Source organism: Halochromatium sp. NSM3, assembly GCF_059621085.1.
The window spans coordinates 1-23,096 of the sequence record NZ_JCAQIA010000033.1 but is presented as its reverse complement, the minus strand read 5'-3'; the positions used below and the strand labels follow the sequence as shown (position 1 = coordinate 23,096).

The 23,096-nt window shown below is 64.9% G+C and carries 15 protein-coding genes, 1 pseudogene and 1 CRISPR repeat array; of the genes and pseudogenes, 5 read left to right on the top strand and 11 right to left on the bottom strand.

The features are described 5' to 3' along the window. Positions 1-3: 3 nt before the first annotated feature. The 7 genes from AC54T3_RS13345 to AC54T3_RS13315 are packed head-to-tail and all read right to left on the bottom strand — an operon-like array spanning position 4 to position 9,489. Complete coding sequence (locus tag AC54T3_RS13345; protein ID WP_496625465.1) at positions 4-2,982, bottom strand: chemotaxis protein CheA; 2,979 nt, start codon at positions 2,980-2,982, stop codon at positions 4-6. Beyond that, the gene (locus AC54T3_RS13340; protein ID WP_496625463.1) at positions 2,979-3,353 is read right to left on the bottom strand and encodes a response regulator; all 375 of its coding nucleotides are present in this window, start codon (positions 3,351-3,353) and stop codon (positions 2,979-2,981) included. Before AC54T3_RS13340 ends, AC54T3_RS13345 begins: the two co-directional genes overlap by 4 nt. Then, positions 3,350-4,207: a CheR family methyltransferase gene (locus tag AC54T3_RS13335; RefSeq protein ID WP_496625461.1), complete on the bottom strand. Its 858-nt coding sequence runs from the start codon at positions 4,205-4,207 to the stop codon at positions 3,350-3,352. Before AC54T3_RS13335 ends, AC54T3_RS13340 begins: the two co-directional genes overlap by 4 nt. Next, positions 4,204-4,830: a HEAT repeat domain-containing protein gene (locus AC54T3_RS13330; protein WP_496625459.1), complete on the bottom strand. Its 627-nt coding sequence runs from the start codon at positions 4,828-4,830 to the stop codon at positions 4,204-4,206. The genes AC54T3_RS13335 and AC54T3_RS13330 overlap by 4 nt, the downstream gene beginning before the upstream one ends. Before the next feature lie 27 nt (positions 4,831-4,857). Then, positions 4,858-5,946 carry a chemotaxis-specific protein-glutamate methyltransferase CheB gene (gene cheB, locus AC54T3_RS13325; RefSeq protein WP_496625457.1) on the bottom strand — a complete coding sequence of 363 codons (1,089 nt, stop codon included), beginning with the start codon at positions 5,944-5,946 and terminating at the stop codon, positions 4,858-4,860. Positions 5,947-5,959: 13 nt separating this feature from the next. Next, positions 5,960-7,534, bottom strand: a complete 1,575-nt coding sequence (locus tag AC54T3_RS13320) for a chemotaxis protein CheW (protein ID WP_496625455.1) — start codon at positions 7,532-7,534, stop codon at positions 5,960-5,962. 29 nt (positions 7,535-7,563) lie between these two features. Further along, positions 7,564-9,489 carry a methyl-accepting chemotaxis protein gene (locus AC54T3_RS13315; protein ID WP_496625453.1) on the bottom strand — a complete coding sequence of 642 codons (1,926 nt, stop codon included), beginning with the start codon at positions 9,487-9,489 and terminating at the stop codon, positions 7,564-7,566. 219 nt (positions 9,490-9,708) lie between these two features. On the opposite strand from AC54T3_RS13315, the gene dnaE reads away from it, so the two are divergent. Next, the gene (dnaE, locus tag AC54T3_RS13310; protein WP_496625451.1) at positions 9,709-13,365 is read left to right on the top strand and encodes a DNA polymerase III subunit alpha; all 3,657 of its coding nucleotides are present in this window, start codon (positions 9,709-9,711) and stop codon (positions 13,363-13,365) included. Between the two features lie 120 nt (positions 13,366-13,485). Beyond that, positions 13,486-14,511: a hypothetical protein gene (locus AC54T3_RS13305; protein WP_496625449.1), complete on the top strand. Its 1,026-nt coding sequence runs from the start codon at positions 13,486-13,488 to the stop codon at positions 14,509-14,511. A gap of 111 nt (positions 14,512-14,622) precedes the next feature. On the opposite strand, the gene AC54T3_RS13300 is transcribed toward AC54T3_RS13305, so the two are convergent. Beyond that, positions 14,623-15,507, bottom strand: a complete 885-nt coding sequence (locus AC54T3_RS13300; RefSeq protein WP_496625447.1) for a TauD/TfdA family dioxygenase — start codon at positions 15,505-15,507, stop codon at positions 14,623-14,625. On the opposite strand from AC54T3_RS13300, the gene AC54T3_RS13295 reads away from it, so the two are divergent. Together AC54T3_RS13295 and hrpA are read left to right on the top strand one after the other, a co-directional pair. After that, a complete protein-coding gene (locus AC54T3_RS13295; protein ID WP_496625446.1) occupies positions 15,506-15,886 on the top strand; it encodes a hypothetical protein in 381 nt (126 codons plus the stop codon). The two genes, AC54T3_RS13300 and AC54T3_RS13295, sit on opposite strands and share 2 nt — an antisense overlap. Before the next feature lie 220 nt (positions 15,887-16,106). Further along, on the top strand, positions 16,107-20,258 hold the full coding sequence (gene hrpA, locus AC54T3_RS13290; RefSeq protein WP_496625444.1) for an ATP-dependent RNA helicase HrpA: 4,152 nt from the start codon (positions 16,107-16,109) through the stop codon (positions 20,256-20,258). 387 nt (positions 20,259-20,645) lie between these two features. On the opposite strand, the gene AC54T3_RS13285 is transcribed toward hrpA, so the two are convergent. From AC54T3_RS13285 to AC54T3_RS13275, 3 genes are read right to left on the bottom strand one after another with little or no spacing between them, the layout of a single operon-like run. After that, positions 20,646-20,882, bottom strand: a complete 237-nt coding sequence (locus AC54T3_RS13285) for a hypothetical protein (RefSeq protein ID WP_496625442.1) — start codon at positions 20,880-20,882, stop codon at positions 20,646-20,648. Beyond that, entirely contained in the window at positions 20,879-21,214 is a 336-nt protein-coding gene (locus AC54T3_RS13280; RefSeq protein WP_496625441.1) for an HVO_A0114 family putative DNA-binding protein, read from the bottom strand. Before AC54T3_RS13280 ends, AC54T3_RS13285 begins: the two co-directional genes overlap by 4 nt. Then, positions 21,211-21,549: a toxin-antitoxin system TumE family protein gene (locus tag AC54T3_RS13275; protein WP_496625440.1), complete on the bottom strand. Its 339-nt coding sequence runs from the start codon at positions 21,547-21,549 to the stop codon at positions 21,211-21,213. Before AC54T3_RS13275 ends, AC54T3_RS13280 begins: the two co-directional genes overlap by 4 nt. Positions 21,550-21,922: 373 nt before the next feature. On the opposite strand from AC54T3_RS13275, the pseudogene AC54T3_RS13270 reads away from it, so the two are divergent. Beyond that, positions 21,923-22,222, top strand: a pseudogene (locus tag AC54T3_RS13270) (DNA-binding protein); the annotation flags it as partial. A gap of 485 nt (positions 22,223-22,707) precedes the next feature. Further along, positions 22,708-23,025: direct repeats of the CRISPR family, unit length 36 nt; unit sequence GTCTTAATCCCCTTTAGATCGGGTCTAGGTTCGGAC. Positions 23,026-23,096: the final 71 nt, after the last annotated feature.

Below are 23,096 nucleotides of genomic sequence, written 5' to 3'. Positions count from 1 at the left end.
CCATCACAGCAGACCTCTGGGGTTGATGACCAAGAGCACCGAGCCGTCGCCCAACAGGGCGGAGCCAGCATACCCCTTGATGTTGCCGAGAAAGCCGGCGAGCGGCTTGAGGATGATATCCACCGTCTCCAGGCAGTCGTCAACGATGATACCGAGAAAATCGTTCTCGATCCGCACCACCAAGACCGCCAACTCGCGGTCGTCATTGGCGACCTGCGGCTCACTCAGGCCCAAGAGGTCGTTGAGCGCCATCAGCGGCATCACCCGTCCGCGCAAGACGGTCGTTTTTTGCTGCTTGATCGTCTGAATGCTGGTCTCGGGCACGCGCACGGTCTCGGCGACGGCATCCATGGCGATGCCGAAGCGCTGCCCGGCGGACTGGATGATCATCACATTGCTCACCGCCATCGACAGCGGCAGCGAAAGGCGCAGGAGCGTGCCCTTGCCGGGCTCGCTCTTCAGGTCGATGCTGCCGTTGACCTGTGCCACCGCGTTGCGCACCACGTCCATGCCGACCCCGCGCCCGGAGAGATCGGAGACGGCGGCGGCGGTCGAGAATCCAGCTGCGAAGACCAGGTTCACCGCCTCCTGATCGGTGAGCCGTTCTAGTGTTTGCTCATCGATGATGCCCTTCTCGTAGGCCTTGCGACGCATGATCTCGGGATCGATGCCGCGGCCATCATCAGCGATCTCGATCACCACCCGATCCGACTCCGAGCGCGCGCGAATGCTCAGTTGACCGGCCGGCGGCTTGCCGGCGGCGCGGCGCTCCTCGGCCGTCTCCAGGCCGTGATCGAGGCTGTTGCGGATGATGTGTACCAGCGGATCGGCGAGGGATTCGATGACATTCTTGTCCGCCTCGGTCGATTCACCCTCCATCACCAGATGCACCTCCTTGCCGAGCTTGTTCGCGGTATCGCGCACCAGCCGTGGGAAGCGTTGGAAGACGAAGGACACCGGCAGCAAGCGGATCTGCATGATGGCGTCCTGCATCTCATCGGCGATGCGATGGATGGTGCTGTACTGGCCCTTGATCTCGCGCGCGAGATCACGCACGCCGAATACCTTCTCGGCGCGGGCGGCGAGATAGGGCAGGGCATTCTTGGCGACGATCATCTCGCCGATCAGGTTCATCATGGTGTCGATCTTGGCCTGGTCGACCTTGATCGAGCTGGGAGTGGCGTAGTTGTCCTCGAGCCGGCGGCCGAATTTGCGCGGCGCGGCTTGAGCGCCTGCGGGGGCGCCTGCGGGGGCGCCTGCAGCGACGTTTGCCTGAGCGCCTGCTTGAGCGCTGACAGATGCACTTGCCTGAGCGCTTTCAGGCGCGCTCTGGGCCGCGCCCGCAAGCGTGCTTGCCGCAGCGGTACTTGCGGCGACGGCAGCGGACGCGGAAGCGGCTGATGCAGCGGGGTCGGCGAGCGATGCTGAAACTGCGGCGAGGCCGGAGGCGGCGTTAGCGTCGAAGGCAGCGGTGGTATCGGCGTCGGCATCGGCGATGGCGGCGAGGTAGGGCGCGCTCTGTTCTTCGAGCCAGGCGCGCAGGGGGTGCGGGCTATCCTGCTCGAGCGCTTGCGCTAACGCCGTTTCCAGTGTCGTCAGCACGGCCTTTTCGCCAAGTCCCTCGAAGGCGGCGCGCAGACTGGCGGCGACCGCGCGCAAGCGACCCTGAAGCCAGTCCGGGTGGTCTTCCAGCGCCAGGATCTCGGTTTGGGTGTGCAGGATACCGGCCAGCGGCTCGCCGATCGGCGCGCGCGCGGTTTGCTGCTCCGCTGGAGCGCCTGCCTGGTAAGTTCCTGGATGGGCTGCTGGGGCGCCTGCCGTTGTGCCTGCCGGGGTTGCCGTCGCCGTTGTCGCCTCCGAATCCGACGGCAGTGCCGCCATCGCCGTCGGATCCTCCTGCTGGCGGATGCGTTCCAACAAGGCCCAAGGCAGCGCGTGGTCGTCGGGGCGCGTCTCCAGGAGCAACAGCAGCCAGCGCATCGCCGAAGCGATACGTAAGCCAGGCGCCGCAAGCTCCAGCAAGACCCGGCTGCTCTGGATCAGGCTCGGCAGATCGCCCTGCCGGAGCTGTTCGGTGGCGCTGCGCAGATAATCGGCGACGGGCACGCCGTCATGCTCGGCACCGGTCGGGATGGGCAAGTCTTCTAGGGCGAGCGGTCGGATTTGAACCTGATCCGGCACATAGCGGAAATGCTCCGCGAGGTTGTCGCGGTCCATCGCGGTGATGCACTCGAAGCGCAGCAGACAGCGGTAGGCATCCAGGGCCTCTGGCTCCGGCCAGGGCTCGCGCGCGCTCAATGCGCGCCAGCATGGCGTGGCGAGCTGGATGATCTGGAAGAAGGGGTCTTCGCCTTTGTAGAAACACTCCTCCTCGGGCTCGTAACAGACCCAGAAGAATGCCTCTCCAGCGAGTATCCGCTGATACAGCTCCATGCGCACGGCTTCGGCAACCCGTGTCAGCACGGCCTCGAGCGCCGAGTCCGCCGCCGGCGTTGCCGCTGAATCAGTGGCTGGCTCAGTGACTGCCCCGGTTGCCGATTCGCTCGCCGACTGAGCGAGGGCGGCGTCTGCGCTCGCCGGCGCCCCATCGCGCTTGAACTGCTGCAATGAGCGCGCCAGATCGACGGCGGCGGCCGAGCGCTCGGCATTGGCCGGCAGACTGTCCGTGTCGGCCTGTTGGATCTCGTCGAGCACCGCCGAGACGAAATCCATCGCCTCGAGCAGTTGGTCGGCGAGCGCCTGCGAGTAGGTCGCGCGTCCGGCCCTGACCGTATCCATCAGGTCTTCGGCCGCGTGCAGCACCCGGATCATCTCCGGCAGTTCGAACAGGCCGCTGTTGCCCTTGAGCGTGTGAACCAGCCGGAACAGTTCGCCCATCAACGCCTGATCATCAGGCGCGGTCTCCAGCTGCAGGAGTTTTTCGCCGATGGATTGGATGGCATCGCGCGATTCACTGAGAAACTGGTCCAGTAATGGATTCATGGCTGATGCCACTCCCCGAGCAGGCCGTGCACATGCAGCAGCAACTGCTCGGGCTTGATCGGTTTGAGGATGTAGAGATTGGCGCCGGCGACCAAGGCGGTTTGGCGATCGCTCGCCGAGGATTCGGTCGAGATCATGATCGCTGGCGCTTGGGGCACATCCAACTGACGCAGCGCGCGCAAGAAGCCGTAGCCGTCGAGCTTAGGCATGTTGATGTCCACCAGGTAGAGATCGAAGGGCGCCTCTTCGAGCTTTTCCAGGGCTTCCAGCCCATTGATGGCCTCGGCGACGACAAATCCCGCCTTCTCCAGGATCTCACGGTGATAGAGCCGGACCGTGGCGGCGTCATCAATGACCAGAATGCGCTTCATCTCGCCTCCAACGGTTTTTGATAGACGATCGCTTCGGGAAACCGCCGAATCTGGAACAGCGGCGAAATCCGGCTCATAGCCTCGGAATGTCCAAGGCAGATGAAGCCACCGGGATTCAGTGCGTCGAAGAACGATTCGGCGGTCTTTTTGCGCGAGATGTCATCGAAGTAGATGAGCAGGTTGCGACAGAAGATGACATCGAAGTGGCGGTGGCTGCGCATGTCGGCGCTATCACTGACATTGACCTGGGTGAATTCCACTACCTCGCGCAAGGTTTTGCGCACCTGGTAGTGCGCGCCGACGCGCTGGAAATACTTCTTCAGCAGCGGCTCGGGCAGATGCTGCACGGCGCGCTCGGCATACAGCCCTTGCTTGGCCTGCTTCAGGATCTGGGTATCGATGTCCGAGGAGATGATCTCGACATCCCATTGCCGCAGCAGTGGCCAGTGCTCGAGCAGGTAGATGGCGATGCCGTAGGGTTCCTCGCCGGAGGACGAGGGCACCGACCAGATGCGGATGGGCTTGGTCGAGGACGAACGCTGGGCGACGATCTCGGCGAGCATTGAGTCGACCAGGCAGCGAAACTGATACTCTTCGCGAAAGAAGTAGGTCTCGTTGACCGTCATCAGGTTGATCAGGGTCTGCAATTCGCCGCCCGAGGCCTGGAAGCGCAGCAGGGTGAAGTAGCCGCGAAAGGTCTCGTTGTTGGTCGCAGCCATGCGCTCGAGCAGGCGTTTGTCGACGAAATAGCGCTTGCCGTCCTCGAACAGCATGCCGGTCTTGCGATAGAAGAATTCCCGGAACTTCTGAAAATCCTCGTCGCTGATCCTCGGTAGAGTCGGCATCACGCTCATTCGGCCTCGATGCGCTTGAGGGCGAGATCAGCGGCAAACTGAATATAAGGCTCATCGGCGAAGCGCTGCTTCAGAGACGCGAGCGCGGCCTTGGCCTGGTCGCTGCCGACCTCGCCGAGCAGGTCGACGGCGGTGGCGCAGACGTTCACATGCGGGTCTTGACTGATGACCTCGATCAGCCAGTCCTCGACGCGCGGATGGCGCAGGGATTCGAGCACATCGACGGCGAAGATACGCACATCGGGGTCTGGATCCTGCAATAACCGCCCCATGAACGGCGCGACCTGATCGGGTAATCCCTTGAGCACCTCGATGGCGGCATTGCGCAGCATCGCATCTTCCAGATAGAGGCAGTCGATCAGCCCCTGGACGGCGGTGTCGTTGCCGATGCTGGTCAGCGTGGTCAGGATCACCTGGCGGACGCTGTTCTCGGTCTCGCGCCGCAGTTGCGCAACCAGCGCCGTGGCCGCGTTGGGGTGGGCTGTCAGATCGCGCGCCGCCCAGCGCCGCGTCAGCGGATCATCCGCTTGCAGGGCCTGCACGAGTCCGTCCAGATCACGCGCTTGTTGGCGCTCGCCGGGGACATCGATGGTCGGCGTCGGTTTGCCTTTTTTCAGTGCCATGATGCGTTGTTGTGCTGGCCGCGCGGATTAGCCGGCGTTGACCCACTGGATGATCTGTTCGGCGATGCGCTCCATCGACAGCACCTTGGTGGCGCCGCCGCGGTTGATCAGCTCCGCCGGCATGCCGAAGACCACGGCCGATTGTTTGGATTCGGCGATGGTACGCGCGCCACGGCGATGGAGCGCGGCGAAGGACTCGGCACCATCGTAGCCCATACCGGTGAGCATAACGGCGATAATGCGCTGTGGGTCGCAATGTTGCAGCACCGATTCGCCGAGCAATTCCACCGAGGGATGCCAGAGGTGATCGGAGGATTCCGGGCGCGAGCTGACCATCAGCCGATTGGCGCGGCGCATCACCACCATGTCGGCGCCACCGCGGCCGATGCACACCTGCCCCGGCTCGAGCGGCATCGGCCGCCGTAATTCGTAGACCTCGAGCGCGCAGAGTCCGTTCATGCGCTCGGCAAAGGGGCGCGTGAAGCTCGGCGGCATGTGCTGGGCGACCAGCACTGGCCAGGGAAAGTCGGCCGGTAATCGCGGCAGGATCTCCTCGAGCGTGCGCGGGCCGCCGGTGGAGACGCCGATGATGACCAGGCCATCGCGGCTGGCGCTCTGGTCCACGCTCAGCGTCGGGCGTTGCGGCGGCGCTGCCGGCTTGGTCGCGTTGGCGGCACTCAGATCGCCACGGATGCGCGCCGCCAGTCCGCGCGCCTTCTTCAGGTGCGCGCCGGCGGCCACGCGCACCTTGGCGACGATCTCCGCCTCGACCTCGGCGATCGACAGCGAGATGGTGCCATCGGGCTTGGGGATATAGTCGACCGCGCCGAGATTGAGCGCCTCGAAGGTGGAGAGGGCGCCCTTTTCCGTCAGCGAGGAGACCATCACCACCGGCACCGGGCGCTCGGCCATGAGCAGGGACAGCGCGGTGAGGCCGTCCATCTGCGGCATGTTGATGTCGAGCGTGATCACATCCGGCGCGAAGCGGCTGTTGAGTTCGACCGCCTCCTCGCCATTGCGGGCGACCTCGATCTGGAAGTCGCCCTCGGCCAGGAAGATGTTCTTCAACTGCCGGCGCATCAGCGCCGAATCATCGACGATCAGCAGTTTGATCACGACCGGCGGCTCTTCATGATGCGCTGACGACGGCCTCGGGACTGTCCGCGAGGTTGACCAGCGCCTGGCGCTGCTCGTGGGCGATCAGATGCGCGGGATCGAGCAACTGGATCAGGCGCTTTTGCCGCTGCATGTTGGCGACGCGGTTGATCAGTTGCGCCTGCTCCGCAGACAGGTGCGGTGCCGGCTCGATCGCGGCCTTGGGGATCTTCAGCACCTCGGCGACGACATCGACGATGAAGCCGATGCGCACCCCATCGAGCAGGAATACCATGATGCGTTGCCGATCATTGTGCGCGAGCGAGGGCAGGCCCAGCCGGCGGCGCTGGTCGATCACCGGCAGCACCGAGCCGCGCAGGTTGATCACCCCCTCGACGAAGGCCGGCGCCTTGGGTACATGGGTGAGTTCATCGGGAACGCGCACGATCTCCTGCACGCTGGCGATGGGCACGCCGAACTCCTCCTTGTCGAGCCGGAACACCACCACCTGTTCTTCGCCATCGCTGCGCCCGTCGCTCGCCTCACGCGCGCTGGGCTCGCCGTCGTGCATGTCGTTCAAGGTCGAGAGGGCCTCCTGAATGGATGAATGGCGGAAGAGGTTGCGAATCGAGATGATCGAGACCAGACGCTTGCCGCCCTCGCCGAGGCGGCAGATCTCGGCGATCTCCTGCAGCTCGCCGCTCGCGGCCAGGAGCGCAGGCATTGCCTCCACCGCCGAGGTCGGCACCCGCAGCACGGCGTTGACGCTGTCCATCACCAAGCCAACCGTAATCGCGCCCAAGCGCACCACGACGATGCGGCTATGCTCATCGGCGGTGCGCGGCGGCAGTTCCAGCAGGCAGCGCAGCGAGACCAGCGGCAGCAGGCGATTGCGCAGATTCATCAACCCCAACACATGCGACGCGGTGCGCGGCACCTTGACGATGTGTTCGGGCAGTTGGACGATCTCCTGGGTGTGCTCGATCGGGATCGCGTATTCCTGCTCGGCGACCTGGAAGCTGACGAGCTGGAGTTCATCCTGGGTCGTGTCCCCGTCGTCGCTTGCGGACGCCTCATTCTGGCCCAGGCTCGCGGCGCTGGCGGCGGTTGTCGCCTCGAGCTGGTCGATCTCGGTGAGTTCGAGCCCGATCAGGCGCTGGAAGTCCATCACCATGACCATCTCGAAGCCGCCGACGTTCTTCAGCAGGCCCGAGAGCATTTCGGTGTTGACGGTGGTGCTGAGATCGGTGACATCCTCGATCTGCTCCGGTTCCACCGCCACCACGCTGCTGACGCGATCGACGACGAACCCCAGCGGTTGCCCCAGATCGATGACCAGGGCGCGCGAGGCATCATCGTTGTCGCGCTCATCGAAGCCGAACAGGTGGCGCAGGCTGATGATCGGCAGCACCTTGCCGCGCAGGTTAGCGAGGCCAAGCAGCGTCTCCGGGCCCAGCGGCACCCGCACCACCTCGGGCACACGGATGATTTCCTGAACCGGGGCCATGTCGACCCCGAACACCTCCCTGCCACAGACGAAGATGACGAATTGACGCACGTCCGATTCGGTGTCGAGCGGCGGGGAGGCGGCGACCGTTGCGTTGGTCATGAGGATCTCCGGCAAGACGGTGGGTGCACTCAGGCGCTCTGCAGCTCATCGGCGAGCGAGGCGATCTCCTCGATCGCGGCGGCCAGTTCCTCGGCGCCCTGCGACTGCTCGGTGGCGGCGGAAGCGGCCTCGGTGGCGGCCTTTTCCGCCTCTTCGGCCGCAGAGGATATCTGCTCGACGCCGGTTTTCACCTGGCTGATGGAGGCGGCGATCTCAGTTGCGGCATTGAGTACATCGACGATGCTCTTTTGCACGGCGGCGACATCGGTCTCGGCGCTCACCAAGCCAGAGGTGATGGAGCGCGCCTTCTGCGCCTCGGTATTGGCGGCGTTGATGTTGTCTTCCAGATCGCGCCAGACAGTATTGATCTGATCCTGCACCGCCTTGACCAGATCCTTGATGCGGTCGGCATTCTCGGACGAGTCGTGGGCGAGGTTGCGGATGTCAGTGGCGACCACCACGAACCCCTTGCCGAACTCGCCGGCCCGCGCCGCCTCGATGGAGCCATTGACCGCGAGCATGTTGGTCTGGATCGAGACCGTGGAGATGGCATCGACGATCTTGTCGATATTGCGCGAGACCAACTCCAGGTTCTTGATCTGGCGCAGACTCGCGCGCGAGGCCTCGGCCGATTCGGCGACGCCGTTGATCAGGTTCTCGATGCTGGTCTGATTGGTCTTGAGCAACTCGGCGATGATGCGGATCTTCTCATCGGCGGCCGTGGCGCGTTGCTTGGCGATCTCGATCCCTTTCTCGATCTGCGCGACCGCCGTGGCCGATTCCTCAGTGGCCGAGGATTGCAACTGCGCGCTCTTGCGGATCTGCTCGATGGCCTCGGAGACCTGCGCGCTGGAGCGATTGATCTCCTGCACCGCCGAGGAGAGTTCCTCGGCCGCCGAGGCGACCTCCTCGGCGCTTTTGCTGATGTCGGTCGAGCTTCTCAGCTCCTCGGCCAGATCCGAGAGATTCTGCGCCGCCTGCTCGCATTGACCTAGGGCCTGAGTCTGCTCGTCGACGGTCTTGGCCGTCTCCTCTGCGGCGGAAGACTGCTCCTCGGCGGCGGTGGCGATCTCCTCGGTGCCCTGCAGGGCCTGCTTGGTCGCCATCTCGGACTGCTGCGCGCCGGCGGCGATCTCTTGGATCGCGGCGGTGACATCAGCGGAGTCATTCTGGATGTGCGTGAGCTGCTCGTTGATCTGCTTGCCGTTTTCGGCCTCGGTTTGGACCTTGGTCGCGGAGCTGTTGATGCCCTCGGAGATCAGCTTGACTTCGGTTTGGATCTGGGCGACCAGATCCTGGATCTGTTTGGCGCTCTTCTCCGAGGTCTCGGCGAGGGTGCGCACCTCGTCGGCAACGACAGCGAAGCCCTTGCCATGATTGCCGGCACGCGCGGCTTCGATGGCGGCATTCAGCGCCAACAGGTTGGTCTGATCGGCGATGCGCACCACGGCGTTGACGATATCGCCGATATTCGAGGCCTGCTGCTCGAGTTCGGAGACCATCTTCACCGACTCGCCCTGGCGCTCGGCGCTGCTGCGCACGTTGTTGATGAAGGTCTCGATCTCGCTGCCGACAGTGAGGATCAGCGCCCTCAGCGACTCGACCTTGGTTTGCGCGCTCTCGGCGTTCTGCAACTGATGGGTCAGCGCGGTGGTGACCTGCTTGAAGGCGGTCAGCGACTCCTGCGAGGCGCCCGAGGCTTCCTCGGCGCCGGAGGCGATCTGGTCAGAGGCACGCTTCAGCTCCTCGGCCGCCGAGGCGGCTTCGTTGATACCCGAGGCGAGCTGCGCCGTGGCCGAGGCGATGCGCTCGGCGGCTTGCTGCTGCTTGGCCAGGGTGCGGGCCCGCTTGCGCTGGGCTTCCGCTTCGCGGGTGGCGGCGGCATTGTTGGCGCGGCTGTCCGGGGTGCTTGCGGACGCGGAAGAGCTATCGGGATGTTTCTTGACGAGGGCCATAGCGGTTTCCTAGACGGATGATCGGAACAGATGTCTGAGGCGTTGTGTTGACGAGCTTGATCGCCGAGGGGCAGCGCCGCCGCCACCGAACTATAGATCAATTAGTATGCAGTTTGGGCTGTGCGATTGTGCAATCTTGGTGTGGTCGGTCGGCGACACCGCCGGAGCGAATCGCTAGACTAGGCCGTCCTGTCGTCCCGCTGACCCTTGGAGCGCACCTTGCCGTCGCAGCCCCGTTTCGTCCATCTGCATCTGCACTCGGAGTACTCGCTCATCGATGGCCTGGTGCGGATCAAGCCGCTGACGAAGACGGCCGTCGACCGCAGCATGCCAGCGGTGGCGGTGACCGACCATACCAATCTCTTTTGTCTGGTGCGCTTTTACAAGGCCGCGCTGGCCGCTGGCATCAAACCCATCGCCGGCAGCGAGCTGGCGGTGCGCAATCCGGCCGATCCGACCAAGCCACACCGGCTGGTGCTACTGGTTCAGCACGCGGCCGGTTACACGGCGCTGACGCGGCTGATCTCGCGCGCCTACACCGAGGGCCAACAGCACGGCATCGCGCAGGTCGAGCGCGACTGGGTGCTGGCTTCCGCCGATGGGCTGATCGCGCTGTCCGGCGGCACCGGCGGCGATGTGCAGCGCGCCTTGCTCAGCGGTTACCGGGCCGAGGCCGAGGCGCTGCTCGATGACTGGCTGGCGGCCTTTGGCGACCGCTATTATCTCGAGCTGATCCGGACTGGACGCGCGGACGAGGAGCGCTGTGTCGAGGCCAGCGTCGAGCTGGCACTGGCAAAGGACGTGCCGGTGGTGGCGACCAATGACGTTGCCTTCCTCGCCGCCGATGACTTCGATGCCCATGAGGTGCGCGTGTGCATCAACAGCGGCCATACGCTGGATGATCCGCGCCGGCTGCGTCGCCACAGTCCGCAGCAGTATCTGCGCACGCCCGAGGAGATGGCCGAGCTGTTCGCCGATCTTCCCGAGGCCCTCGAGAACAGCGTCGAGATCGCCAAGCGCTGCAACCTGAATCTGCGCCTGGGCGAGACCTTCCTGCCCGATTCGCCGGTGCCCGAGGGACGCAGCATCGCCGAGCATCTCGCCGCTGAGGCGCGCGCCGGGCTGGAGTGGCGCCTGGAGCGGACCTTCGATCGTGACGCGCCGGCGTTCGCCGAGCAGCGCCGCGTCTATGACGAGCGCCTCCAGCGCGAGCTGGATGTGATCTGCCAGATGGGCTTTCCGGGCTACTTTCTGATCGTCGCCGACTTCATCCGCTGGGCCAAGGACCACAGCATCCCGGTTGGTCCTGGGCGCGGTTCCGGCGCCGGCTCGCTGGTGGCTTATGCGCTGAAGATCACCGATCTAGACCCGATCGAGCACGAACTGCTGTTCGAGCGCTTCCTCAATCCCGAGCGCGTCTCGATGCCCGACTTCGATGTCGACTTCTGCATGGATCGCCGCGACGAGGTCATCGAGTATGTCGCGCGCAAGTATGGGCGCGAGGCGGTCTCGCAGATCATCACCTTTGGCACCATGGCGGCCAAGGCGGTGGTGCGCGATGTCGGCCGGGTGCTCGGGCATCCCTACGGCTTCGTCGACAAGATCGCTAAGATGGTGCCGTTCGAGCTGAAGATGACGCTCGACAAGGCGCTGGAGGAGAGCCCGGACCTGGCCGCCGCCTACAAGGACGATGAGGCCGTCACCGGCATCATCGACATGGCGCGCAAGCTCGAGGGCATCGCCCGCAACGCCGGCAAGCATGCCGGCGGCGTGGTCATCGCACCGACCAAGCTCACCGATTTCGCGCCGCTCTATTGCGAGCAGGGTGGCAATGATCTGGTCACCCAGTACGACAAGGACGATGTCGAGCAGGTCGGGCTGGTCAAGTTCGATTTCCTTGGTCTGCGCACCCTGACCATCATCGATTGGGCGTTGAAGACCATCAATGTCGAGCGCCAGGCCCGGGGCGAGGAACCGCTCGATATCAATCTGATCGATCCGCACGACGCCGACGCCTTCAAGCTGATCAAGACTTGCCAGACCACGGCGGTGTTCCAGCTCGAGTCGCGCGGCATGAAGGAACTGATCCGCAAGCTGCAGCCGGACAGCTTCGAGGACATGACCGCGCTGGTGGCGCTGTTCCGGCCCGGCCCGCTGCAATCGGGCATGGTCGATGACTTCATCGACCGCAAGCATGGCCGCGCCGATGTCGCCTATCCGCATCCCGACCTAGAGCCGATCCTCAAACCCACCTATGGCGTCATCCTGTACCAAGAGCAGGTGATGCAGATCGCTCAGGTGCTGGCCGGCTACTCGCTCGGTGGCGCGGACCTGTTGCGCCGCGCGATGGGCAAGAAGAAGGTCGAGGAGATGGAGAAGCAGCGCGCGATCTTCGAACAGGGTGCGGCCGAGCGTGGCGTCGACCCGAAGATCGCGACCTACATCTTTGATCTGATGGAGAAGTTCGCGGGTTATGGCTTTAATCGCAGTCATTCCGCCGCTTACGCCCTGGTGTCGTACCAGACCCTCTGGCTCAAGGCCCATTATCCAGCCGCTTTCATGGCTGCGGTGCTCTCGGCCGATATGGACAACACCGATAAGGTGGTAACCCTGATCGACGAGTGTCGCGACATGGGGCTCAAGGTCGAGCCGCCGAAGATCAACCGTTCCGATCGGATGTTCACCACCGACGGCGACGAAACCGTGGTCTACGGTCTCGGTGCGATCAAAGGCGTGGGCGAGTCGGCGATCGACTCGATGCTCGATACACGCCGGCAAGGCGGCGCGTTCGAGGATCTTTGGGCCTTCTGTCGCCGCATCGATCCGCAGAAAGCGAACAAGCGCGTGCTCGAGGCGCTGGTGCGCGCCGGGGCGCTGGATGGGCTCGGCGAGAATCGCGCCACGCTGATCAACCGGCTGCCATTGGCGCTCAAGCTCGCCGAGCAGCATCACGCGCAGGCGGCGGCCGGTCAGAGCGACCTGTTTGGCGCGCTGGCGCCGACGCCGGATCAGGCCACTGCGGGTCCATCCAGAGCGGCGGCGCCGGACCCGCAGATCGCCGCCCAGACCTGGCCGGATTGGGACGACGACGAGCGCCTGCGGGGCGAGAAGGAAACCCTCGGGCTCTATCTGACCGGGCATCCGATCAACCGCTACGAGGCCGAACTAAATGCGATGGTCTCGCAGCGCATCGGCCGGCTGCTCGAGAACGCGCAGGGGATATCCGGCTCCGCTTGGGGGCAGGATCGCGAACAGCGCACGCTGATGGGCCTGATCATGGCGATCCGCGCCAACAAGACCGCGCGCGGTCGCATGGCGACGGTGACGCTCGACGATCGCACCGGTCGGATCGAGGTGACCGTCTTCCCGGAACTCTACGAGCAGATCCGGCATCTGCTGGTGCCGGATGCGATCATCGCCGTGACCGGCAGTCTGCGCCCGGACAACTTCACCAATGGCTGGACCCTTACCGCGAGCGAGGTGCGCACCCTGGCCGAGGCGCGCGCGCGCCTCGGCGATCATCTGCTGCTGAGGCTCGACCTGAACGATCCAGCCGCGCATGCGGACGGAGCGAGGAAGGTGCAAGCGCTGGCGACCCTGCTCGAGGGCCATCGCCTTGAGGCCGGGTTGCCGATGCAAATCGAGTATCAGTGCCCAGGGGCCTCGATGTGCTTGCGGCCGAGCCTGTACTGGAGGGTGGATCCCAGCGACGCGTTGCTGAAGCGTTTGCGGCAACTGCTCGGCGCTAGCACGGCTGTTGAGGTAGTCTATCAGCGTTCGCGGATCGGACGCGGCGCCGCGTCTCGGCCATCACCGCAAACCCCCTGGGAATCGGCGGCGGAGGCGGACACGGCGCGCCCTCGAGCGGTGGCGTGATAAAGATTCTCTGCTGTCAATGTGGTTGCACCTTGAACCCGAGCGCGGATTCAGGCAGTCTCTACACGGTTTTGACCTGCCCCCTGTGCGGTGCGAACTTGCGCGAAGAGGAAGATTTCAGTGAGTGAGAAAACGTCCGGTCCCGGTTCCATGTCGGAGACCCTGAAGACTCAAGACCTCGGCATGTTATCGGTCAAGGCCGTTGCCGTGTTCCTAGTTGTTGGTACTGCCTACCTCATCTTTACCGATGATGGCTCCGGCGACGGCCAGCTCCCGCCTGCGGCCATCTCGGCGAATCTCGCCCCGGTTGGCAGCGTGCAGGTCAAGAAGGCTGAGCCCGAGGCCGCCGAACCCGAGGCTGCTGGCCTCAAGGCGGCTGAGTCCGATGCACAGACGTCGGCGGCCGCCGACGCTGATTCGGCGGCTGAGGCGCCTGCGGCGGAAGCGGTGTCTGACGACACGGCCGCCACCGAGCCGAGTGATACCGCTGATGTGTCTGCGGATGCGGCAGCCACCGAAGAGGAGGCTGCGGCTGATGAGGACGCTACGGCGGAGTCAGCAGCGGAAGCCGAGCCAGCCGTGGCCGAGGACAAGGCTGAGGCTGAGGCCGAGACCGCTGAGGCACCGGCGGAAGCCCCTGCCACGGAGGAGTCTAGCGAGCCTGCGGTGGCATCGACCGAGGACGATACGGCTGCCGCTAGCGAAGAGACTGCCGCTAGCGAAGAGACAGCAACCGACTCGACGACTGATGAAGCGCCGATGGCAGCCGATGAGGCTCCGGCTGCCGAGACCGCTGCGGCGCCTGCTGAAGAAGAAGCCGCGTCGGAGGCTGCGGAAGCTGCACCGGCGGCTGAAGAGGCTGCTGCCGAGAAATCGGCGGCAACCGCTGAGCCAGCATTGGCCGAATCAGAATCGGTCGACGAGGCAGCGCCCTCGGCTACCGAGAGCACTGAACCGGCTACCGAAGAGACAGCCGCATCCGAGAAAGCGCCTTCGCTGCCAGAAGCCCAGCTGCCTGCGCAGCGAATCCCCGGCACCTTTACGCCGCCGGTCGAGCAGCGTAAGTTGATGCCCAGCCGTCCGATTCCGACCTGGGGGCCGCAGTTCTCGCCGATGCCGCCACGTCCAACGGCCAGCCAACGCTAGGACACACGAACGCCCAAGCGGGCGTTGCCCGCTGTCGCAATGCCACGGCCCTGGAGACGGGGCCGTGGCGTTTTGCATTGGGCAAGGCAGGTCGCTGGCCGTGGCGCTTGTCTAGGTCTCGGCAATGCGGCGGTAATAGCGGGCCCGGTAGAGCAGCCGAGCCTGATCGGCGCCGTCTTCAAAACGGCTACGATTGTGCAGCACGTTGTTGCAGACCAGCCCCTCGCCAGGAGCGAGTCGGGCCTCAAAGCGCGGTGTCAACGGGTCATCGAGGAGATCGCGGATAGCGGCGACGGCAGCCTGAGTCGCGGCATCGTCCTGCCACTGGATGTTGCGGCGCCGATCGGTATAGCGCAGCGCCAAATGCCCGCGCTCGCCGGGGCGAAACACCGGACCAATGCTGGCCGGTCTGAGTTCGACGCCATCGACGACATTGGGCGGAATGGTCATCGCGGTTGGGCTCGTCAGGGCGCGGATATGGGCGGGATCGCGCTCGCGCAAGCGGATATAGAGCATCTCGGGATCGATCAGCCCATTGATCCCACCAGCGGCTGCGGGCCGAACGCAGTGCAGGATGAAGGCGCTGATTTGGCGCTGCGGGGCGTTATAGTAGCCATCGGTATGCCAGGCGATGGGGCGATCGGTATAGGGGATATAGCCGCGATGAAAGGCATCCGAGCGCACGCTCAACGAGGTCACGGCATCCTCGTCAGCGCCCGGATTCTGATCGAGCGGGCCGAGCCCGAGCTGCTCGCCGAGCCGGCGCGGGATGGCCTTATCGGGGTCGTCCGCGAGCGGCGTGACATAGACGGCCATGTTGGCGCGGCGACACCGATCGAGAATGGCATCGCGCTCGGCATCGCTAAGCTGTCTTGGATCGCGCACCTCGACGATCAGCTCTTCGAGCCGTTGCGGCGCTTGGTCGAGCTTCTGGTCGCGCCAGCGTGCATAGTCGTCGGGGTGGTCGAGGGTCAGTAGGTTATCGAGATCAGGCATGGTTTTACTGCGTACGGAAATGACCTGCGGAGCCTTTATACTCAGGGCAGAATCAGGCTATCTTCTTGTCAGCGGAGGGGGCGACGAGTTGGCCAAGGACAACCTCAGACAACTCTGGAGGAACCATCTTCTCGGATTGGCGATGTTGAGGCAAAAGGACATCGCAAGGTTCGTGTCCGTGACGCTATACCCAGCAGGGAACGAGCACTTCACTCACGCGCTGAAGAAGTATCGAAGCCATCTGGAAAAATCTGCACAGGAAAGCGTTCGTGGACTCACTTTCGAGCAGTACATTAATTGCCTCAGCGGGGACAGTGAGATCAAGTTATGGAAAAGGTATTTGCAAACGAGGTATCTGTTTGAAGTGCCTGAAAAATAACAGCATGCAGGGGCGTCGCTACGCGTCGCCGCTGATGCTGAGCGTTAGACTGTTTTAAGAGAGTGCCTTGTCTACGCGCCGCCACGATGCACTGGCAGCTATTGCCCAATGTCTCCTCAAGGATCGCTATCGCCTCAAGCGCGCGCTAAAGCGAGCTGAGTCCGCGACGGCGTCATCCCTCCTTTCAGAATCTGCTGCAGCGCCAGGTTCGGATGCTGTGGTGCCCAGTTCGAGATCGGCCGCCGATCGCGACCCCTGGCACGATCTGACGCGCGCGATCAACCAGTCGCGTGAGCGCGTCGACGCCCGCCGCGCCGCTATCCCGAGCCAGATCCCGTTTCCACCTGAGCTACCGGTCAGCGAGCGCCGCGACGAGATCGCCGCCTTGCTGCGCGAGCATCAGGTCATCGTGCTCTGTGGCGAGACTGGCTCGGGCAAATCGACCCAACTGCCGAAGCTCTGCCTCGAGCTTGGCCGTGGTGTCTTTGGCCGCATCGGTCACACCCAGCCGCGCCGCATCGCCGCTCGCAGCCTAGCGAGTCGGGTCGCCACCGAACTAGGTACCGAACTCGGCAGCACGGTCGGCTACAAGGTGCGCTTCCATGATCGGGTGCGCCCAGAGACGTCGGTCAAGTTGATGACCGATGGCATCCTGCTCGCCGAAATCCAGCGCGACCGCTATCTCAACGAGTACGACACCCTGATCATCGACGAGGCCCATGAGCGCAGCCTCAACATCGATTTTCTGCTCGGCTACCTGAAGCAGCTGCTACCCAAACGGCCTGATCTGAAGCTGATCATCACCTCGGCCACCATCGACCCGCAGCGCTTCTCCAAGCACTTCGCCGCTGACGGTCGCACAGGCGATGGCGCAGGCGCGCCGATCATCGAGATCTCCGGGCGCACCTATCCGGTCGAGGTTCGCTACCGCCCGCCCGAGGAGGCGCATGCCGGCGAGCGCGACGAGGCGATGCAGCAGGCGATCTCCTCGGCGGTCGGCGAGCTGGCGCGGGTCGGGCCCGGCGACGTGTTGGTGTTCCTCTCCGGCGAGCGCGAGATCCGCGAGACCGCCGAGACCCTGCGCAAGCAGCATCCGCCCTCGACCGAGATCCTGCCGTTGTTCGCCCGCCAAGGGCCGGCCGAGCAGGCGCGGGTGTTCCAGCCGCACGGCTGGCGCCGGGTGGTGCTGGCCACCAACGTCGCCGAGACCTCGCTGACCGTGCCGGGCATCCACTACGTGGTCGATCCCGGCTTTGCGCGCATCAGTCGCTACAGCCATCGCAGCAAGGTGCAGCGCCTGCCGGTGGAGCGCATCTCGCAGGCCTCGGCGGATCAGCGCAAGGGCCGCTGCGGGCGGGTCGCCTCCGGCGTCTGCATCCGCCTCTACGACGAGGACAACTTCGCCGCCCGCGCCGAGCACACCGAGCCCGAGATCCGGCGCTCGAATCTGGCTGCGGTCATCCTGCAGATGAAACAGCTCGGCTTCGGCGAGATCGAGCGCTTTCCGTTCGTCGATCCGCCCGATTCACGGCTGATCTCCGATGGCTATCGGACGCTCGAAGAGCTGGCCGCGATCGACGGCGAGGGCCAGCTCACCGCGATCGGCAAGCAGCTCGCGCGCCTGCCGGTTGACCCGCGCATCGGCCGCATGCTGCTCGCCGGCGCCGAACACCACTGCCTGCGCGAGCTGACCATCATCGCCTCGGCGCTGGCCGTGCAGGACCCGCGCGAGCGCCCGCTCGAGCAGCAGCAGGCAGCCGATGAGATCCATGCCACCTTCCGCCATGCGGACTCGGATTTCCTGAGTTTTCTCAACCTCTGGGCATTCCTGGACAAGGAACGCCGGCATCTCACGCGGCGCAAATTCCAGCGCCTGTGCAAACAGCATTTCCTGTCCTGGACACGAGTGCAGGAGTGGCGCGACACCCAGAGCCAATTGCACGAGCTGATGGCCGAGATGGGCTATCGCGAGAGCCCGCCTGCGCGCCCGCCTGAGAACGCGGGCAAGACGCCAGGCAAGCGCGAGCGCAAGAACCAGCCCGAGAACCCAAACAAACCTCAGGCCGAGGGCACTTTCGAGGAGATTCATCGCGCGCTGCTGACCGGCCTGCTCAGCACCATCGGCCGCAAGGACGAGCAGCGCGAGTATCAGGGCGCGCGCGGCGGACGTTTCTATATCCATCCCAGCTCGGCGCTGTTCGCGACCACGCCGAAGTGGATCGTCTGCGCCGAGCGGGTCGAGACCACGCGCGACTACGGGCGCATCTGCGCCAAGGTGCAACCGGCCTGGATCGAGCGCGCCGGCAGTCATCTGCTCAAGCGCAGCTACTCGGAGCCGCACTGGCAGTCGCGCGCCGGGCAGGTCGCCGCGTTCGAGACCGTCACCCTCTATGGCCTCACCCTGTTCAGCCGCCGCCGCGTGAACTATGGGCCGATCAACTCGACCGAGGCGCGCGAGGTGTTCCTGCGCGCGGCGCTGGTCGAGGGCGACTTCGAGACTCGGGCGCCGTTCTGGCGGCACAATCAGGCGCTGATCGATGACGTCCATCAGCTCGAGGCCAAGTCGCGCCGGCGCGACATCCTGGTCGACGAGGAGGGTATCTACACCTTTTATCAGGAGCGCGTCCCGTCCGGCATCTACTCCAAGCCGCAGTTCGAGCGCTGGCTGCGCAAGGCCACCCAGAAGCAGCCCAAGCTGCTGCACATGGACCTCGAACAGGTGATGCAGCACGACGCGCGCGCGATCACCGTCGAACAGTTCCCGAATCACCTCCGCATCGGTGCCACCGAGCTGCCGTTGGAATACCGCTTCGAGCCGGGCCACGAGGCCGATGGCATCACCCTGGTGCTGCCCCGGTTGCTGATCAATCAGGTCTCGCCGGAGCGCCTGCAATGGCTGGTGCCGGGGTTGCTCGAAGAGCGCATCACGGCACTGCTGCGCGGTCTGCCGAAACCGCTGCGCCGCGCCTTCGTGCCGGTGCCGGACACAGCGGCGCAGGTCGCGGCCCGGCTGACCCCATCGGACCGACCGCTGGTGCGCGCGGTGGCCGAGGAACTGAAGGCACTGACCGCCGTGCAGGTGCCCGAGGATGCCTGGGACGACAGCGCGCTGCCGCCGTATCTGCGCATGAAGGTGCGGCTGGTGGAGACGGATGGACGCACGCTGGCGCTCGATGATGATCTGCTGCGGCTCAAGCGGCGTCATGCCGGGGGTGAGCTGGGCGGTGAGTTGGAAAGTGATCCCGTTGGTCGGGGCGAGGATCGCGGCGCGGGTCGGAGCCAGAGTCGGGACCAGGGCCGAAGCCAAGGGCGGGACCGGAGCGGCGCTCGGAGCGACAGCCAAGGCGCTGATCAGCGACATCACCCGATCGAGCGCGATGGCCTCAAGCGCTGGGACTTCGGCGACCTGCCCGAGCATCTGGATCTGGATCGCGCCGGGATTCGGCTGCGCGGCTGGCCGGCGTTGGTCGATCAGGGCCATGCGGTGGCAGTGCGGGTGCTGGATTCCGAGCAGAGCGCCGCGCTCGCCATGCGTGCCGGGCTCCGGCGGCTGATCATGCTCGCGCTGGGCGGCGATCTGCGCGGGCTGCGGCGCGAACTCTGCGCGCGCGAGGGCGGTATCGACCGCATGCGGCTGCAATACGCGAAGGCGCCCGAGCAGGCACCCTTGGCGGCTGGCGCGCTGCTCTCGGCGCCGCCGGTGACGCCCGAGGCGGCGGCGCGCGCTGGCGCTGGAACGCAGGCTGACCGTGGGGCGCATGCTGGCAGTGCAGCATCCGCTGGCAGCGATCTCGCCGATGAGCTGTTGGCCCTGATCCTCGACCTGACCTTCACCGAAGGCCAGCCGCCGATCCGCGATCAGGCCAGCTTCGAGCAGCGCCTGAGCGCCCACAAGCCGCGCCTGTCGCCGGTCGCGCAAGAGGTGTGCGGTCTGGCTGCGACACTCCTCGGCCGCTATCAGTCGCTGCGCAAGCGCCTGGCGGGGATCACTCAGATGCAGTGGATGCCCTCGGTGCTCGACATGCGGGCGCATCTCGACAGCCTGGTCTATCGCGGCTTCCTGGTGCAGGTGCCGTTCGCGCATCTGCGCGACTATCCGCGCTATCTACAAGCACTGGAGCAGCGTGCCGAGAAGCTGCCGCAGGCCGCGACCCGCGATCGTGAGCGCATGCAGGAGTTGTCCCCGTTACTCGAACGCTGGCGCGAGCGGGCAACCACCGCGCAGGCCGCTGGGCGCGCCGACGAGCGGCTCGACGAGATGCGGTGGATGCTCGAAGAGCTGCGCGTCTCGTTCTTCGCGCAGCAGTTGGGTACCGCTTATCCGGTGTCGGTCAAGCGTTTCGAACGGCGTTGGCGTGAACTGGGATTATAGGTCAGTTTATACTGAGAGGTAGCCTGACTCACTCATGTCAGCGCCCTGATCGCCGAGGTCTTCGGGCTGGTCTATATCCCGAACATCCCCTGGTCAAGCAAGCCGATCTGGCGTGCCGATCGTGCTTCTGTCGTCTGTCGTTCGCCAGCGCTGTGAATCGCTCTCAGCACATGCGTCCTTTCTGGCCGGATCGTGACGCGGCTTGGGCGAGCCGTACCACTGCGGCCAGCGCTCGGGGTATTGCAGCAGATCGTCGAACAGACTGATGTCCTCGCCGGTCGCCTCCGACAGCGCCTTACCGCGCTCCAGGCCCAGCCAGAGCAGGAAGCGCTCGATCTCGTGGCGGTAGGCCTCAAGCGTGAGCGGGTTGTCCTTCTGACGGGCCAGTCAGCGACTGACCGCCTGCAGATCGCTCGCGCAATCGGCCAGATGGCCGCGCTCGGGGGCGATCAGCCAGCCGGCGCCGCCAGCGGGAATCGGGGGCAGGGCGCCGGGATGCGGTGAGGTATCCGCTGAGTCGCTGAGGCACCAGGGGAGCCAGTCGATGGGGGCGGGGAGGTCGGACGCGGCAGACGCGTCGGCGGCGACGATGCGCCCTGCGTTGGCCGCTGGCTCAGGCCTCATGCGGCCTGATGCAGCCGCAGATCGACATGGATATCGGTAAACGGGCACAGCACGCCGCCGCTGGCGGTGCGCTCCACCAGACCCAGCTCGGTCAGCGCGGTCACATCCTCATGCACGCGCTTCACATCCCGCGAGACCCGACGCGCAAGCGCGCGGATGCTCAGTTCGCCCGCGCCCATAAGCGTTTCGACGAGTGCCCAGCGGCGTTCAGTCAAGCGGGCAAACAGGAGCGCCGGCGTCTCGACATTCAGCGTCTCTCCTTGATAGCTGTCCTGCTGTGCCGCGCGCCCGGCTGCTCGCAGCGCGGATTGCCAGTCAGGATTGAGTGTCACTCTGAGCGTTCGGTTCGCCATCGTTGCACCTCCGCGATGAAATCCTCGACCAACTGATCCACACCGGTGAACTGGTAAGGTCGCTCGTGCCCACCAACGTGGCAGTGATCCCCCTTTCCGCGCTCGTTATCGAAGCCGATCATCCGTTGCCCGCCCATCGCGAACACGGCCCGATACGTGTCGGGATGCGTGCAGGGCGGAATCGGCGCCGGCAGCCGCCACACCACCAGCTCGATGATCCCACCCTCCGGGGTGACATCCTTGAAGCGGGTGATGAACTCAGCAGGCATGTTGGCGATTTTGCCATCATTGAACGCTGTTGTCAGCAGCGCCAACCGTCAGCGCTCGCTTGCCTGCGCTCGATGCCACGCGCTCGCATCGGCATTCTGCCCGCGAAACGTTCCACAGTTTTGACCGGGGCGTTCGCGCTGTTCTTACTATGCTGCTTCTAAAGCCTTTTCCAGCCATGTGGCCGCGTTATCGCGGTCGCTGCCCCGGGATGTTCCACGGCCCCACGGGGTCTGCTCACGGCGAAAACGAGCGTTTGGGCCAAGATCGCAACAGAGGGGGGATTCTGTTGCGATCTTGGGTTTAACTGTACCGTTTCGGTACATACTACGTCCCGATGTACGGTATGATCGTGAGCCTCAGCCCAGCCAAAACGGGCCATCAGCGCCAGGGCACGGCCATTCATCAGGCATCGGTTCCATGACTCGCCAACCGCCTATCACCCCCGATGACGTCCGCCAGGCCGTCTATGCCTGCCTCAGCGCCTGCGAAGCACCCAGCGCCGACCGGCTGCGCGCACGGTTGCAGCGCGGCTCCAAGAGCACCGTGCTCAAATACCGCGACCAGGTCATCGATGAGATCCGCAACCAGCTCCAAGGCCACGCCTTGCCGGCAGGCATGCCCGAGGCCCTGCAGGCGCTGATCGAGACGCTGCGCAGCGAGCGTGATCAGGCGCGCGAGGAGCAGAAGGCGTCCCAGCGTGCCCATGAGCAGGCGCTCCAAGCGCAGCAGGCCCGTCATGATGCCGAGCGCGAGGGGCTTCGCCAGCAGGTCGCGCAGGGGCGGGTGTTGGTCGAGGAACTCAGGATTGAGCAGGCGCGTGAGCGCGAAGTCTGGGCCGGTCAGGAGCAGCACTATGTGCGCATGATCGAGGAGGTCCGCGCCGAGCGCGATGGGCTCACACAGCGGCTGGAGACCCAAGCGCGCGCGAGTGAGCAGCGGGGGCAGGAGCTGAGCCAGGCACTCGCCGAGCAGCAGCGCCAAGCGATGCAGGCCGAGGTCGAGCTGGGCGTGGCGCGCGGGGAGGTGGAGCGCTTGCGCGGGGAGGTTGCCGAGGGTGCGAAGGCGTTGGCTGAGGTGCGGGTCCGGGAACAGATGGCGGTGGCGCAGCGGGATCAGGCGCAGCAGGCGGAGCAGGTGGCGCGCGAGCGGTTGGAGGCGCTGCAGGCGCGTTTGAAGCAGGAGCAGCAGACAGGTTCTGCCGCGTCTTAATCCCCTTTAGATCGGGTCTAGGTTCGGACCAAATCCAAAACGACAGGGCAGTAAAGCCGCAATGTCTTAATCCCCTTTAGATCGGGTCTAGGTTCGGACCGGGTATAAGATCATGACCAAAACACTAGTCGCAGGTCTTAATCCCCTTTAGATCGGGTCTAGGTTCGGACCCCAAAACAAGCCATTAATGGCCAGTTCAAAGCACGTCTTAATCCCCTTTAGATCGGGTCTAGGTTCGGACGACGGCTATTGTTCAAGTTTCGGTCGGCTAATAAGTCTTAATCCCCTTTAGATCGGGTCTAGGTTCGGACCGCAATCAAAACGTGAGCCTAGCCAAAAAGATGGTCTAAAACCCATTTTTAGAGGGTGTAGGTGGTCACAA